The organism is Paenibacillus sp. FSL K6-2524 (assembly GCF_038005525.1).
GTDB classification, from domain to species: Bacteria; Bacillota; Bacilli; order Paenibacillales; family Paenibacillaceae; genus Fontibacillus; species Fontibacillus anaericanus.
Map to the genome: position 1 here is coordinate 1707413 of NZ_JBBOSP010000001.1, position 15048 is coordinate 1722460.

A 15048-nucleotide genomic window follows, 5' to 3' on the forward strand; every position below is an offset into this window, starting at 1 on the left:
TAGTTATTTTCCAAACTTAAGATGTTCGTTGATTTAGTAAAACAATCGTTAATCACTTGCGTAGAAACCGCATTCAATTTCCTTTAGCATAAAGTTACAAACAATGTGAAGGTGGTGATGAAATGAAAAGTGACGCAACTTCAATGCTGAACGATAAAGGATTAGCTCCTATGCAAAAGTCTAAGAATAACGGGGTATGGGCGCGCTTCTTTCGACAGTGGGATTACCAACTTATGATTCTCCCGTCTATCGCGTTCATTATCGTATTCAGTTACATACCAATGTGGGGTGTCATGATTTCTTTCAAAGATTACAACCTATTTACTGGGTTCAGTGCGAGCCCTTGGGTAGGATTTACGCATTTTAAGATGTTCTTCGAATCTCCTGAGTTCTGGACCATCATGCGCAACACATTAGCCATTAGCTTGCTAAAGCTAGCTTTCGCTTTCCCGGCGCCGATCATTCTGGCATTAATGCTGAATGAGATTCGAAATATGGCATTTAAGAGAGTAGTACAGACCGTAACCTACATCCCACATTTTATTTCCTGGGTTGTTGTCTCGGGTTTAGTATTCTCGATGTTAGCTGCGGATAATGGTCCGGTCAATGATGTTCTTCTACAATTCAATCTAATTAAGGAACCCATCAACTGGCTCTCCATTCCAGAGTACTTCTGGGGAATTCTCGTTTCGGTAGGGGTTTGGAAAGAGATAGGTTTCGGTTCTATTGTTTATTTAGCAGCTATTGCAGGGATCGATCCGGCATTGTATGAAGCAGCAGCAATGGACGGAGCCAATAGAATCAAACAAATCTTTCTCATTACGATTCCTAGCATAACTCCTGTAATTATTATTTTCCTAATCTTAGGTATTGGTAATATCCTAAATGCGGGATTCGAAGATATCCTCTTAATGACGAAAAACCTGACTAATGGAATCGTCATGCCTTATGCGGAAGTCATCGATACCTATGTATATCAAATGGGAATTATGAACCAGAGGTTCTCATACGCGACGGCGGCAGGACTGTTCAAGTCTATTATCAGTGTAACGTTGTTGTTTATTGCAAACGGCATTGCCCGTAAATTAGGGAAAGCAAGTCTCTGGTAAAGTAATCCCATCTCTTAGAATGGAAGCGATATGATGAAACTAAATTTCTCTGACAAGGTGTTACAGGTAATTATTTATTTCGTGCTAATCCTATTGTCGTTTATAACGTTCTATCCATTTTGGAATTCGTTAGTTATGTCCTTTAACGTAGGAAGTGATACGTCACTCGGTGGGGTAACCTTCTGGCCAAGAGCATTTACGCTGGAAAACTATCAGATTGTGTTTAAGGAGAAGCAAATTTTCACTGCATATGGAGTAACAATTGCCCGTACGCTTATCGGAACATTTGTGTCCATGTTCTTCACTTCCTTATTCGCCTACGCTTTATCAAAGAAAGGTATCGTGTTTAAAGAGGGTTACATGATTATATGTATCGTAACCATGTATTTCAGCGGTGGACTCATTCCGTACTTCATACTCGTGTATAATCTTCATCTTTATAATACATTTACGTTCTTGATTATTCACGGTATGGTCAACGTCTACAACATGATTATCTTTAGAACTTTCTTCGCAGAGCTCCCTGATGGCTTGGAAGAATCAGCGAGAATTGATGGATGCTCGAACTTTGGGGTTTTCTTCAAGATTGTACTACCGATCTCTGGTCCAGTTGTAGCTACATTGGGACTTTTTACCGCAGTTGGCTTATGGAACGATTGGTTTACACCGGCGGTATTTATCAGTGATCAGAATCTAATCCCGTTGCAGACGCTACTGGTACAGATTGTTAACGCTGGTACAACGGCGAGTCTCATTCAGAATTTGAATACCTATGCACAGAGTGCGGTACAGAATTCCGTAACCGTCAAGGCGCTACAAATGGCGACGATGATGGTCGCTACATTACCGATTCTCTTTATCTACCCATTTCTGCAAAAATATTTCGTTAAAGGTGCATTGGTTGGGTCTTTGAAAGAGTAGATTGTGGTTATTCGCGGGGTCAGCATGCGACTTCCGCTGATGACATATATAATGTATTTGAAGAGAGGGGAAAAGACATGAATATGAAGAAAAGTTCGAGCCTGCTAGTGGTTAGTTTACTTACCCTTAGCTTGGTGCTCTCGGCTTGCTCTAACAGTAAGAACAATAGTCCAACTGCCTCCCCAGCGGCAAACGCTACAAATGACGCGGCAGCGACCACTGCTCCGGATAACGCTCCGGACCCAGCTGTAGCAGAGGGCGCTACCCAAGCGAAGGTAAAACCTGTGGATTTCTCCTTGTTTGTTAACTATGATTGGTATACGGCACCAACTTGGCTTGAACGCCCACATGGCAAATGGATTACTGATAACTTGAAAGTAACTCTGAATCCGATTCAATCTAATGGAGCAGCAACGCAAAAGTTGAACACAATGATTGTATCTAATCAACTACCAGATGTAATTGTAAGTGATAGAGGAAAAGATGTAGACCGTCTTCAAGAGGCTGGCAAACTAGTTGCACTTGATCCTTATCTTGAGAAATATCCAGAATTCGTGAAGACGGTTGGAGAACAAACAATAAATATGCTTCGCAGTAGCGACGGCAAACTCTACCAAATGCCAAACTGGTTCATCAATGGCGAGAATGGTAACGGAAATGCGGCTTATCTCGTAGAGAAGAAGATTTACAAAGCGCTAGGTTCTCCTGCACTTGAAACATGGGATGACCTAGAAGCATATCTGAAATTGGTTAAAGAGAAATATCCGGATATCGTTCCGCTTGATTTCGGCGAGGTTCGTGACGGTGACATTCAAATGCTAGGCATGCTTTTTAGTGGTGCAGCTGATGATATGACACCAGGTTTCATCTCTCCAGCAGCCATGTTTGGTGTTCCGAGTGGTGATTCCTTGGAATCTATCTATAAGAATCAAAGCTTTAAGGACGCAGCAATGTATAGTAGTAAGTTGTTCCGCCAAGGGCTGACATCTAGCGATATGTTCACTCAGACCCGTGATCAAATTCTTGAAAAATTAAAAACAGGTAAAATCGCTGTCTTCGGCGCTTATGATGCGGTAGTTGAGGGAATTGGACGCGAAGCTAACAACTTATTGTCAGCTAAGGATCCAGAAGATGGATATGATGTTATCTGGCCTGTACACAAAGCTGGTGTAGATAAGAACAAAGTATACCCATCAGGATTTAATACACTAGGTTGGAATGTAAACGTGATTACGACCAATGCTAAAGATCCAGAAGCGATTTTCTCTTATATGAACTGGGCATCCAGTCCGCAAGGTCAACAAGTATTGTTCTTTGGGCCTGAAGGTCTCTTCTACGATAAAGTAGAGGACGGCGTACCAATCCCGAACGATGCGTACATTAATCGTGATCTTAAGAAATATGATGAGCTCAAAATTGGTGAATTCAACTGGAATGGTAATACTGCTTATGTTGATGGCACCAAAGCTAAACGCGAATTGTTGCTTCCACAAGAGGCTCAAGATTGGACGACAGTAGGGCAGGCTAATGTCTCGTTCAAAACTTCGAAGGATATTACAGAGTTCTCCAATTTGGAACCATCTCCAACATCTGAAGAAGGTATAATTGTTCAACGGTTGAAAGATCAATATAAGAAACTTATTCCGAAGCTTTTCTTCGCGAAGAGTGATGAAGAAGTTCTTAGTTTGATAGAACAAGCTGACAAAGAGGCAACTAAGTTTGGTTATGACAAGGTGCTGACATGGAAAACGAGTGTGTGGCAAGCGAATCTCCAAAAGCTGAAGGGTCAGTAAAAAAATATATTAAGTGAGTTGTAAGAGAGGGTATACTTAGTGTACCTTCTCTTTCCACATAAAGGAGCGCATGTCTATGTATAGAGCTGTATTGGTAGATGACGAAAAGTATGATCTGGAAGGCTTGCGTCAACTTATTCCATGGAATGATCTGCAGATTGAAGTGGTTTGTAGTGAAAGTAGACCTTTTGCAGCCTTAAGCTATATTGATAATCACTCGATAGACATTCTTGTAACCGATATCAAAATGCCAGTTCTTACAGGTTTGGAGCTGTCAAGAAAGGCACTAGAGAGGAATCCACATCTGAAGACTATCTTCATTAGTGGTTACCAGGACTTTGAATATGCTAAAGAGGCACTCCACCTCAAGGCAGACGGATATCTCTTAAAACCGGTCGATGATGATGAAATTGTGGAACTGCTCAAAAAAGTAGTAAATGAAATTGAGTTGGAACGAAAAAGTATTCAGGAGCAGTCTCAATTCACGGAAACCTTTGCTTTTATAAAAAAAGATTTTGTGCAGCATTTGCTAGAAGGTAGCATCAATCATGAGACGTTGCCGACCTTCTTGGAACGTTATCCATTGGCATCTCCAACTGGCTTCGCGAGTGCAGTGATCATTGAGTTGGATGATGTATTATGGAAGAACAAACAAGCACCAGATGCTTGGCAAGAGCAATTACGTACAGCTTCAGATTTGATTATTTCCTATATAGAAGAACAAAAGCTAGGTGCGTGGTGCGAGCTATCCACTTCACAGTTTGCTTTTATTTATCAGGACACTCCTGAGCGGTTGGAGGATGCTTTAGCTGATCTGAATCAACATATACATAGAAATACACAGTTTACCATAACCGCAAGCTATGGGGACCCTGTAGCATTTCCTGAGGAGATTTCCCAATCTTTTATACAAGCCAAAGAACTGATAGGTAACAAAATGTTTCTTGGCAAGAATAGGGTAATTCCCCCTCGACTAGCCAAGCTTCAGATCGTCAAGGATGCCAAAGATTTGAATAGTATTTTAGATGCGATGTTTGTAGCTATTGCGGGATATGATCTCGTTAAAATTTGCGATTGTATGGATGACTTATTTGATAATGTGAGAGGTTTCGAGCATCCAGTGAAAGTATATAGTTTCTCCATTCATATTGCTACGAAACTGGAGGCGCATCTTAGTACGGTCAATGAAACATTCGAAAGCTTACTTGGGTGGGGCTTTGAGCATTTAGACGTTATCCGCGAATTCGAAACGGTAGATGATATTAAATCATGGCTTCGCAAGACATCGTTTGAAATTTCCGAGCGTTTGTTCATGAAAAAACAGAGCAAGAGTCGGCGTCTAATTGAACCCATTGAACAATATATCCATAGCCGACTTGCTGAAGATATCACCTTGAGAGAAATCGCCAATAAGTTCTCTTATTCTCCAAATCATATGGGGTATTTATTTAAGGAGCAGACCGGTGAGAGCTTTAATGAATATTTGGTACGTAATCGGATGGAAAAAGCAAAGGAACTTCTGCTAGAGCCGAAGTATAAAATCTACGAGGTGGCAGATCAGGTCGGTTATAAGAGCTTGGCATATTTCAGTAGGTTATTTCGGGAGCACTATGGGTTTACTCCGGGAGACTATCGAAAGCAGGGTTGATAGTAATGCCAATGAAGAAATCAAATAGCTATATCCCCCTGAGCTATAAATTGTTTATATCTTATTTGTTGATGGTCATGACGCCTGTTATCGTGATTGGGAGCTTCGCTTATGTGTCTTCGGTGAATTCAAGTGAGCAGCATACTCGTAGTAACCTTGAAATTGCTGTCAAACAGATTGGTAACAATGTAGATTATCGTTTGGCGGACGTTATTCGTGGTTCGGAGGATATATATGCGGATCAACCATTATCGGGTATTTTATCAGGATATTATTTGGATTATGAAAAATATACGATCACTTCACAATATATTTTGCCAAAGATAGAATCGGCGGCGAATTTACCGAACATCGATGTTAAGTTATCAGTCTATTTGAGCAATACGAATATAAGTGAGTTTTATTATCTTGATCGGGTTGTTAACCCCGGCGATAGCCTCCAGTATTCGATTTTTCATTTAGATAGAATTTCTAACTCCAAGTGGTATAAAGATATGAATGAGTATATGAATTATGAAACTATAGAGTGGAAGCAAATTGATAGTGACGCTACCAACGCCAGAATTTCGTTATTACGACCTATCATCAATTATCATACGTTATCTCCAATTGGGTTAATGAATTTTAACGTTAAGCTTCAAGATGTATTCTACGATGTGGATTTCACCAAACTAGGTAAAGATAGCTTGTTATTTGTCGTGGACGGGAATAATCATCTGTTATATACAAGCTCGCGAAGTGATTCGAAACTTCTACCATTTGCACAAGGCAGTTCAGTTAACCAGCCGGAAGGCTACATGCAAATCAAACAACCCATATCGAATATGAATGCAAGTATTATCGCCTGGATTCCTAATTCCTCATTTCAGGAGAACTCCCAGAAGGTGCGCAATATTACAATTCTCATCTGCTTAGCAAGTTTGCTTGTACTTACCTTGATCAGTTGGACGATATCGCGATATTTTTCCAAACGGATATTGAAGTTGATTCGATCTCTGAAGACATTTAAGGAAGGGAATTTCCAAAAGCGGATGCCTGTGCAGGGGAAAGATGAATTCTCGCAGATTGGCGAGGCGTTTAACGACATGGCTTCTAATATGGAGAAGCTAATTGACGAGGTTTATTTAAGCAAGCTAGAGAAAAAGGATGTTGAGCTTCAGGTACTTCATTCGCAGATGAATCCTCATTTCCTCTACAATACGTTTTCTTCTATAAGTCGGATGGCGCAGCTGGGAGAAATCGAAAAGATGCATGAGATGGTGCGTGAACTGGCCAAATTCTATCGGCTTTCCTTGAATAAAGGTGAGATGATTATCTCCATTGAAAAAGAACTGCAAATTATTCAATCCTACGTCGATATTCAGAGAATAAAATTCGCGGATAGAGTTATCGTTAATTATGAAGTTTGCGAAGAGACTTTGAAATACGAGACAGTGAAATTTATCCTTCAACCATTTGTGGAAAATATATTGGAGCATGCCTGGTATGATGATGAAATTCATGTGGTCATTCGCTTATTCTTTGAAGGTGATGAGATTTGCATGGAGGTGCAAGACAACGGTATTGGCATGAAAGAAGAATTGATCGAGCAAATATTGACCCTTTCGGAGAAAGGGGTCGGCTATGGAATTCGCAACGTCGATCAGAGGATTAAACTCCAGTTTGGCAAAGCGTATGGGGTGTCCATAACAAGTTCAGTTGGGGAGGGGACAACTGTACGAATCCGTTTCCCTAAATTCAATCGATAATGATTCAATGAAGTAAGCCCCTGTCGGTGACAGGGGCTTACTTGTGCTGCTGCTTGAAAAATGAGCTAAGAAGCATAGAATATTTACAGTATTTCATTGTTAAATATGTTACAATCTATCGAGCTTGTACTGAAGAAATTTATGGATTATTTGGATGATCAGGATGTTCGTGACAGAGACAGGTTTTATGGGGATTCTGTTCTGAATTATCTGGGTGGTCAAGGATTGATGAGTACTTAGGATATAGCAAACGGATGCAATCGGGACAAATATCGTGAGTAAACTCAACGCAGGTATGTTGGTTTAAATAATTTTCGATGGGGTTCCATACATTATGATCGTCTTTAATTTTTTTGCAGACGGCACAAATGGGGAGAAGTCCTTCTAGAGTGGATATTTTGGAAATAACTTCTTTTAGCTGTAATTCACTGTTCTTAAATTCTGTGATATCGGAGCATGTAAGAGTGATACCTCTGATCTGTGTCGATCCCTGTTTAGTAAAGGGAATAACTTCAGCTAGAAACCAGGATTTTCCTTGAGGTAAGTCCCAGTAGAATTCTGTTTTGAAGTAAGGATGATCTCCATGCAATATGTTATTAAAGTTTTGTAGGAGATGTTGTAAGAGAGGGTTGAATTGTGCCTATTGGCAGCGAAGACATGAAGCAGGTTGATCCCTGGTCGATCCCAATCAGGAGACAAACCGTGTCTGGATGCTTGAGTTGCCCAACTCTGATTAACGAGTTGTAGGGTGCCGTCTGGAGCAATGATAGCTATGCTCTGGTTTAATGAATGGACGGCGTCATGCCATACAGAAGACATCTCGATCACGATTAGCGCACTCCTATAGTATAAGATTATAATTGGAAAAAATTACGATATAATACTTATGTATATATAACACGCAAGGTCATAAATTTTATTATATACGTAAGTGCGTTACCTTACAACAGTACAACAACTTAAATGCGTATTTTCTTGTGCGTTGAAGAAAGGTCGGAATTTCGTTGTCCATTTATGATAGAATCGAAATCTTAATTAAGAACAAGAAAATAACCAAAAAGAAGTTTTGTATGGATCTTGGAATAAGTACGGGGAATTTAGGAGATTGGAAACGTGGGAAATCGACTCCGGGTAGTAATAAACTAATCGATATCGCCATGTATTTTGATGTGAGCTTAGATTGGCTTATGACTGGACGTGAACGACAAGTAGAGAAAATCCACGAGCGCCTTGAAGTTTATTTGGTAGATGTTTCATCCATAGATTGGACGGTTAAATTATCTGCCCATGAAAAGGCATTTATTCGTGAGTATATTCATTTTACTCAACATCGAAAAATGTTGAGGAGGAAGAAAGCGGAGAAAGAAAAATAGTTTTTCTTTACATTTGGATTCGCCGTAGGTATAATGTTAAATGTTCGCTTTAGAAACACTACGCGGTCGTGGTGGAATGGCAGACACGCTACCTTGAGGGGGTAGTGGGGGCAACCCCGTGGAGGTTCGAGTCCTCTCGACCGCATCAAATGAACAGCGTCACCGAGAAAATCTCTTGCTATTGCAAGGGATTTTTTTGTTATTTTAATGTAGACTTTTGTAAATGAGAAACTTGACGAATAGTAAAATTTTACCTATAAATAATAATCTGTTAACATCTACCAAATATTCTCCCTCTAAGCTTATCTTAGTTCTTATACAATTGGAGGGAAATAGATGAAGAAGTTATGGAAGGGCTTAGCGGTTAGCGGTCTGGCACTGACAGTCGTGACGGCGGGATCCTTTGCAACATCCAAAGATACGGTCTCGGCAAAAGAAACAAAGAAATCCCAACCGCAAAACTTGATTGTTCTAATCGGGGATGGCATGGGACCAGCTCAGGTATCAGCTACACGTTATTTCCAACAATATGAGAAAAACATTACGCATTTGAACCTGGATCCTTATTATGTTGGTCAAGCGACAACCTTTGCAGATCGCGGAGAAGACGGTGGCACGGTTGTTTCAGGTGTTGTCACTGACTCGGCATCAGCAGGTACCGCTTTTGCTACAGGGCATAAAACTTATAATGCCGGTATCAGTGTATCTAATGAAGATGTCTCGAAACCTTTTGCATCTATAATCGAAGCTGCTGAAGTCAGTGGGAAAGCTACGGGTTTAGTCACAACAGCGCGTATTACCCATGCTACTCCAGCTGTATACGCCTCTCATGTCCGTAGTAGAGACAACGAGAGTGCCATTGCCTCCCAGTACCTGACAAGTGGAGTGGATGTATTGTTCGGTGGTGGAGAATCTTTCTTTGTTACGAAGGAAGAAAAGGGGAAGAGAACAGATAAAAACCTGCTGCCTGAATTTGAAGCTAAAGGTTATACCGTAGTTAAAACGGCGCAGAGTTTAAAAGCTCTATCGTCTAAAAATACGAAGGCGCTCGGTTTATTCGGTAGTTCACATGTTGCTTATGTACCGGATCGGACTGCTGAGACGCCAAGTTTGGCTCAGATGACTTCTAAAGCTCTAGAAATCTTGTCCGCTGACAAGAATGGATTTGTCATGATGATCGAAGGCGGCCGAATTGACCATGCTGGGCATGCTAACGATCTGCCAACGATGGTTCAAGAAACACTTGATTTCGATGCAGCATTTAAGACGGCCATTGATTTCGCTAAGAAGCAAGGAAATACGTCTGTTATTGTTACAGCGGATCATGAGACCGGGGGTCTTTCCCTATCACGGGACAATATTTATGAAATGAACATTGATCTGTGGGATAAACAGAAGCATTCTTCTGAATACCTCATCGGATCTTTAAATGATGCTAAAACATTAGCAGATGTGAAAAAGATCGTTGCTGACAACACGGGAATTAATGATTTAAGCGATGAAGAAGCTCAACTTATTCTAGATGGGGACGGCTCATCCTACAATCGCGAGGGCGGATATAACGCTGTAGTGTCTAAGCGCTTGTTGGTCGGTTGGTCCGGACATGGTCACTCTGCAGTTGATGTTGGGGTTTGGGCATATGGCCCCATTGCTGACAAAGTGAAGGGACAAATCGATAATACGCAGATTGCGAAGGCTGCTGCTGCGGTGATTGGAGTCGATTTAGACAAAGTAACGGCGGCTATGCAAGCAAAATATGTATATCCTAAATTCAAAATCAATCGTGATAAGGAAGTCTTATATCCGGCTAAAGCCTTAACACTAGCACTTAATGGTAAATATCAAGCTAGTAGTAGCATAGCAACGCTTAGTGGTAAAGGAGCAACTATTACCATAGACCTCGGCGCAAGCACTGCTAAGGTAAATGGTAAGGCGGCATCTTTCACTGTGGAACTGGATAATGGGACATTGTATCTTCCACTGGCTGCCTTCAATCAATTGACGGGTACAACGTTGAAATGGGATTCGTTATCTGAACGTATCCAATTGAAATAAGCTAAGTAAGCCACGATAGGTGGAAGAATAAACAGGAGAAGTCGCTTCTCCTGTTTTTCTGCATTTTGGTTCGCAAAGGAGTGTGGATACTATGTTACATATTCAAGGATTGAAGAAAGGCTTTCAAGTGGCAGGAAAGGACGTTCCAATCCTAAATATCCCGGAATGGACAGTCAGTCAAGGTGAGAAACTCGCAATGATCGGACCGAGTGGTTCGGGGAAAAGCACCTTACTTCATTTGATCAGTGGCATTCTCTCGCCAGATAAAGGTGAAATCATAATGAGGGAAATGGCCCTCCATCAAATGAGTGAGTCTGTCAGGGATCGCTTTCGTGCGGAGAATATCGGATATATTTTACAGGACTTTCATCTGATTCCTTCCCTAATGGCTAGGCAGAATGTTGAAATTGTAATGTCAGGTAATCGAAGTAAGACAGAACGGCGGGAACTTATCGACTTCTGGTTTGAGAAGGTTGGTCTGAGTGATCGGAGTCGTCATCTACCATCACAACTGTCCAGGGGGCAGCAGCAGCGTGTAGCAATGATTAGGGCGTTAATTAATGAACCGAAGCTAGTATTGGCTGATGAGCCTACAGGAAGCCTAGATTGGGAGACGGCGGATGAAGTTACGGGGCTACTGCTCGATTTGTGTGCCAGCAAAGATCATACGTTAATCGTGGTCACTCATGATCTCAATATGGCAGATCGTTTTGAAAAATGTGTTCATATTCACGAAATTAACGAATTAAGAAGTGCGAGGAGTCGGTCATATGAGCCTGTTCCATTTATTAGTTCGTAATATTCTTCATCGTAAATTTCTATCTTTGCTGACGTTACTTTCTGTAACAGCGACAGTAGCATTTATCATCATACTCTCGTTATCTAAAGCCAGCGTAGAACAAGGAACAGAGAAGGGGTATGGTCCATTTGATGTCGTGATTGGAGCTGAAGGCAGCGAGACTACACTTGTACTGAATACTTTCTATCACGTTGGATCTCCTACCGGGAATATTCCCGAGGAGACTCTTAAAGTGGTCCTGCAAGATAAAGGTGTGGAGCAGGCCTATGCGATGACAACAGGTGATAACTACAATGGCTATCCTATCGTGGGTATTAATCCGCAGTATTTCATGACTAGGTATGGCGACCGAAAACTAAGTGCAGGAACGCTATATGGACACACTGGTGAAGTGGTCGTTGGGTCGTATGCAGCACGATTACTCCATCTTCAAGTAGGAGACACCTTTTCCGGTGCACATGGATTGGTTAAGGACGCCCTTGATGTAGAACTGGAGGGTGATACTGAGGGAGCAGAACATGACGAGCATAATGCTCATCAGAGTTTTCTCTATACAGTCAAGGGGATCCTTCCCGAGCTGAACACCCCAGATGATCGCGCTATGTTTACAACGCTCGACTATGCATGGTTTGTTCATGGTGAGTTGAATGCAGATCGAGAGATTACAGCAATTCTTGTGAAGCCAAAGACCTTACTGGGCGCACATGAGTTACAGAGTAAGCTTGATCAGATGAATAAAGTTCAGGCTGTTTATACGAGTAAGGTCGTTGCGGATGTTGTTAATCTCGTAGATCGGGGATCAGAGATTATTGAAATCGTTACTCTGTTATGCGTCATTTTAGCGGCAATATCTATCCTCTTATCCCTTGTTGCAGCTGCGAATGAACGAACTAAAGATGTTGGATTGCTGCGTCTGCTTGGTAAATCAAAGATCTATGTATGGATGACATTGATAGGCGAGGGATTGATCATTACGGTCTCAGGGCTGTTGATAGGTTTACTTGTTGGTCATGTCGGAAGTTATTTTTTGAAAGATCTACTATTCACCTACGGGGGGATTCAAATCAATCCGTTCCTTTGGACTCAAGATCATTTTTATATAGCGGGTGGGACGATTCTGATCGGGTTCGTCGCTTCAATGGGACCGGCATTTAGGGTATATAGAATGGATCCATTAACCCTATTTAAGGCATAAGGAGGTAGTTCTTTTGAATAGGAAAAATGTAGTGTTGTCCATTTTGATGTTTGCAGTACTCCTGCTTCTTCAAGCATGTGGGCAAAATGATATGAAACAAAATGAGGCAGGCTCATTTGGCCTTGCTGCTCAGTCGATCGAGTCCCCTGATACAGACCAGAATAAGCTAAACACTTTAGAAGAGAAGAAGTTGATTGTTGTAGCTGATATGAAGGAAGAGAGTGGAGATAAGGAACAATCACTGCAGAATGAGCAGGAAAAGGTAGATGAGAAAGCAACGGTAGAAGAGAAAGTAACGTTAGTAGAAAAAGTGGAGGTAGAAGGGAAGGGAAATATAGGAAAAACAGCTGACGAAAATATAAAAAAGGATCCGAATAAAAAAAATGACACAAAATCTACAAAAAATGAATTAGTAGCAGATCAGGAGCTCATCGTTAAAGAGGACAATAAACCAGTTATAGTAGAGAGAAAAGTAGCTGAGAAGACTCCTGATGTAGTAAAAAGTGGAATTGAATCTATCGGTTGGTCGCAATTTTTTGATGGGGAGGATCAGACCACTCCTTCAGATCAATTCTGGGACTTGGATGATTCCACAGTAACGATCAAAGGGTTTATGGGGGAGGTGTTATCCTTCGAGAAACATTGGTTTCTATTGATACCACAGCCTGGAGCGGAATGTCCGTTTGATAACGGGGATGAGACCTATTGGAACAAAATAATGATGGTTTTCGTACCGGATGACGTAAAGCTTAGATATAAATCAGAGCCATTACAAATAACAGGACGTCTAGATGTGGGTATTAAAATAGATGAATCAGGCTACAAAACAATGTTCCGGTTATATGATGCTTCTTTTAAAGAAATTAAAGAATAGAAGAATACCCCGATAACAGTTGGTTAGGCTGATAACGGGGTGATTGTAGTGGAGCAATAAAATGATTTATGAAGTTATGGTTTGTACTAGCAGATAGATGTTTAGGATTACGATGACTCCGGCGATGAACCATGCCAAAATGTTCAACCAAGTCTTATTGGCGAATTCTCCCATCTTTGCCTTACTGGACGTAAATTTGACCAAAGGGATGACTGCAAAGGGAAGTTGTAATGAGAGGATAACCTGGCTGAAAATCAGTAGATCTTGCGTACCACGCTCGCCGTAGATGGCTGTAACGATGACTGCAGGGATGATCGCAATTAATCGGGTAATCAACCGTCTGAGCCATGGTGTCAGCCTGATATTAACAAAGCCCTCCATTACAATCTGACCTGCAAGCGTACCTGTTAGTGTGGAGTTTTGCCCAGAAGCGAGTAAGGCTACGGCAAACAATACGCTAGCAAGTGTAGTTCCGACAATCGGTGTAAGTAAATGATACGCATCCGAGATATCCGCTACTTGCGTTAACCCTGTCTTGTGAAATGCCGCTGCCGAGAGGATCAGAATCGCCGAGTTGATAAATAGGGCAAAGGTTAGCGCAATACTGGAATCCCATGTCGCGTACTTGATCGCCTGCCGCTTCCCAGTAGGGCTCAAATCAAATTGTCTAGTTTGGACAATGGAAGAGTGCAGATATAGATTATGAGGCATAACAGTGGCCCCTAGAATACCAATAGCGATGTAGAGCATTTGCGGATTACTTAAAATTTGTGCACTTGGAATATATCCCAAGGCTACACTACCGAGATCAGGTTTGGTGAGAAATAAATCAATACCGAAGCAAATGCCAATCGTAGCAATGAGCACTACAACAAAAATCTCCAGCGAACGAAATCCCTTATTTTGTAATAGTAGAATGAGTAATACATCAACGGCGGTAATCATAACCCCATATATGATCGGGAGACCAAATAGTAAATTTAAGGCTATTGCTGCGCCAATGACTTCCGCAAGGTCAGTTGCGGCAATGGCCAATTCGCAGAGTAACCACAGTGCAATGACGGTTGGTTTGGAGTAATTGTCTCGACAAGCCTGTGCCAAATCTTTTCCGGTTACGATCCCAAGTTTACCTGAGAGTGCCTGTAGTACAACTGCCATAAGGTTGGATATTAGAACGACAGATAATAAAGTATAGCCGAAGCGTGATCCACCCTCTATATCAGTAGCCCAGTTACCAGGATCCATATAACCGACCGCCACCATATAACCAGGACCGGCAAACGCGAGAAATTTTCTGAACCATGAACCGTTGGTAGGGATCCGCATTGAACGGTGAGCTTCCGGTAGGGAGGGTTGCTCGCCATTCATTCTCCACCCTTTTTGAGGAGTTTCAGTAGTATCTTGATTGTTTTTCATACTATCACCCTTATTCGAAGAAGAATAAAATTTGATTTAATTTATATTGTACACCTGCAAGATTTTTTGTCTAGGGAAACTTTTTCGTGAAAACGAGTGCTTTAATGTTAGAAAGTT

The 15048-nt window shown here is 41.5% G+C and carries 13 protein-coding genes and 1 tRNA gene; 12 read left to right on the forward strand and 2 right to left on the reverse strand.

The annotated features are described in order from the left end of the window. Window positions 1–170 precede the first annotated feature (170 nt). From NST85_RS07475 to NST85_RS07500, 6 genes are all read left to right on the forward strand, one after another. The gene (locus NST85_RS07475) at window positions 171–1109 is read left to right on the forward strand and encodes an ABC transporter permease (protein ID WP_246054049.1); all 939 of its coding nucleotides are present in this window, start codon (window positions 171–173) and stop codon (window positions 1107–1109) included. Between the two features lie 33 nt (window positions 1110–1142). Continuing rightward, window positions 1143–2030, forward strand: a complete 888-nt coding sequence (locus tag NST85_RS07480; RefSeq protein WP_341191090.1) for a carbohydrate ABC transporter permease — start codon at window positions 1143–1145, stop codon at window positions 2028–2030. A 77-nt stretch (window positions 2031–2107) separates the two neighbouring features. Next, a complete protein-coding gene (locus tag NST85_RS07485) occupies window positions 2108–3823 on the forward strand; it encodes an extracellular solute-binding protein (protein ID WP_341188971.1) in 1716 nt (571 codons plus the stop codon). Window positions 3824–3899: 76 nt separating this feature from the next. After that, window positions 3900–5471, forward strand: a complete 1572-nt coding sequence (locus tag NST85_RS07490; RefSeq protein WP_341188972.1) for a response regulator transcription factor — start codon at window positions 3900–3902, stop codon at window positions 5469–5471. A gap of 11 nt (window positions 5472–5482) precedes the next feature. Continuing rightward, window positions 5483–7219 (forward strand): cache domain-containing sensor histidine kinase, encoded by a 1737-nt coding sequence (locus NST85_RS07495; protein WP_341188973.1) that lies wholly within the window; start codon window positions 5483–5485, stop codon window positions 7217–7219. A 96-nt stretch (window positions 7220–7315) separates the two neighbouring features. Then, the gene (locus NST85_RS07500; protein ID WP_341188974.1) at window positions 7316–7459 is read left to right on the forward strand and encodes a hypothetical protein; all 144 of its coding nucleotides are present in this window, start codon (window positions 7316–7318) and stop codon (window positions 7457–7459) included. Window positions 7460–7735: 276 nt separating this feature from the next. On the opposite strand, the gene NST85_RS07505 is transcribed toward NST85_RS07500, so the two are convergent. Beyond that, window positions 7736–8047 carry a hypothetical protein gene (locus NST85_RS07505; protein ID WP_341188975.1) on the reverse strand — a complete coding sequence of 104 codons (312 nt, stop codon included), beginning with the start codon at window positions 8045–8047 and terminating at the stop codon, window positions 7736–7738. A gap of 242 nt (window positions 8048–8289) precedes the next feature. Here NST85_RS07505 and NST85_RS07510 point away from each other — a divergent pair, with 242 nt between their 5' ends. The 6 genes from NST85_RS07510 (at window position 8290) to NST85_RS07535 (ending at window position 13515) form a co-directional block, all read left to right on the forward strand. After that, window positions 8290–8592, forward strand: a complete 303-nt coding sequence (locus NST85_RS07510; protein ID WP_445671151.1) for a helix-turn-helix domain-containing protein — start codon at window positions 8290–8292, stop codon at window positions 8590–8592. Between the two features lie 62 nt (window positions 8593–8654). Further along, window positions 8655–8737: transfer RNA gene (locus tag NST85_RS07515), tRNA-Leu, on the forward strand. 191 nt (window positions 8738–8928) lie between these two features. Beyond that, on the forward strand, window positions 8929–10647 hold the full coding sequence (locus NST85_RS07520) for an alkaline phosphatase (RefSeq protein ID WP_341188977.1): 1719 nt from the start codon (window positions 8929–8931) through the stop codon (window positions 10645–10647). A gap of 91 nt (window positions 10648–10738) precedes the next feature. Then, window positions 10739–11446: an ABC transporter ATP-binding protein gene (locus NST85_RS07525; RefSeq protein WP_307394368.1), complete on the forward strand. Its 708-nt coding sequence runs from the start codon at window positions 10739–10741 to the stop codon at window positions 11444–11446. Continuing rightward, entirely contained in the window at window positions 11418–12641 is a 1224-nt protein-coding gene (locus NST85_RS07530; RefSeq protein WP_341188978.1) for an ABC transporter permease, read from the forward strand. The genes NST85_RS07525 and NST85_RS07530 overlap by 29 nt, the downstream gene beginning before the upstream one ends. 13 nt (window positions 12642–12654) lie before the next feature. Next, the gene (locus NST85_RS07535) at window positions 12655–13515 is read left to right on the forward strand and encodes a hypothetical protein (RefSeq protein ID WP_341188979.1); all 861 of its coding nucleotides are present in this window, start codon (window positions 12655–12657) and stop codon (window positions 13513–13515) included. Window positions 13516–13581: 66 nt separating this feature from the next. Here the strand turns inward: NST85_RS07535 and NST85_RS07540 are convergent, their stop codons facing one another. Then, a complete protein-coding gene (locus tag NST85_RS07540; RefSeq protein ID WP_127191963.1) occupies window positions 13582–14931 on the reverse strand; it encodes an Nramp family divalent metal transporter in 1350 nt (449 codons plus the stop codon). Between the last annotated feature and the right edge of the window lie 117 nt (window positions 14932–15048).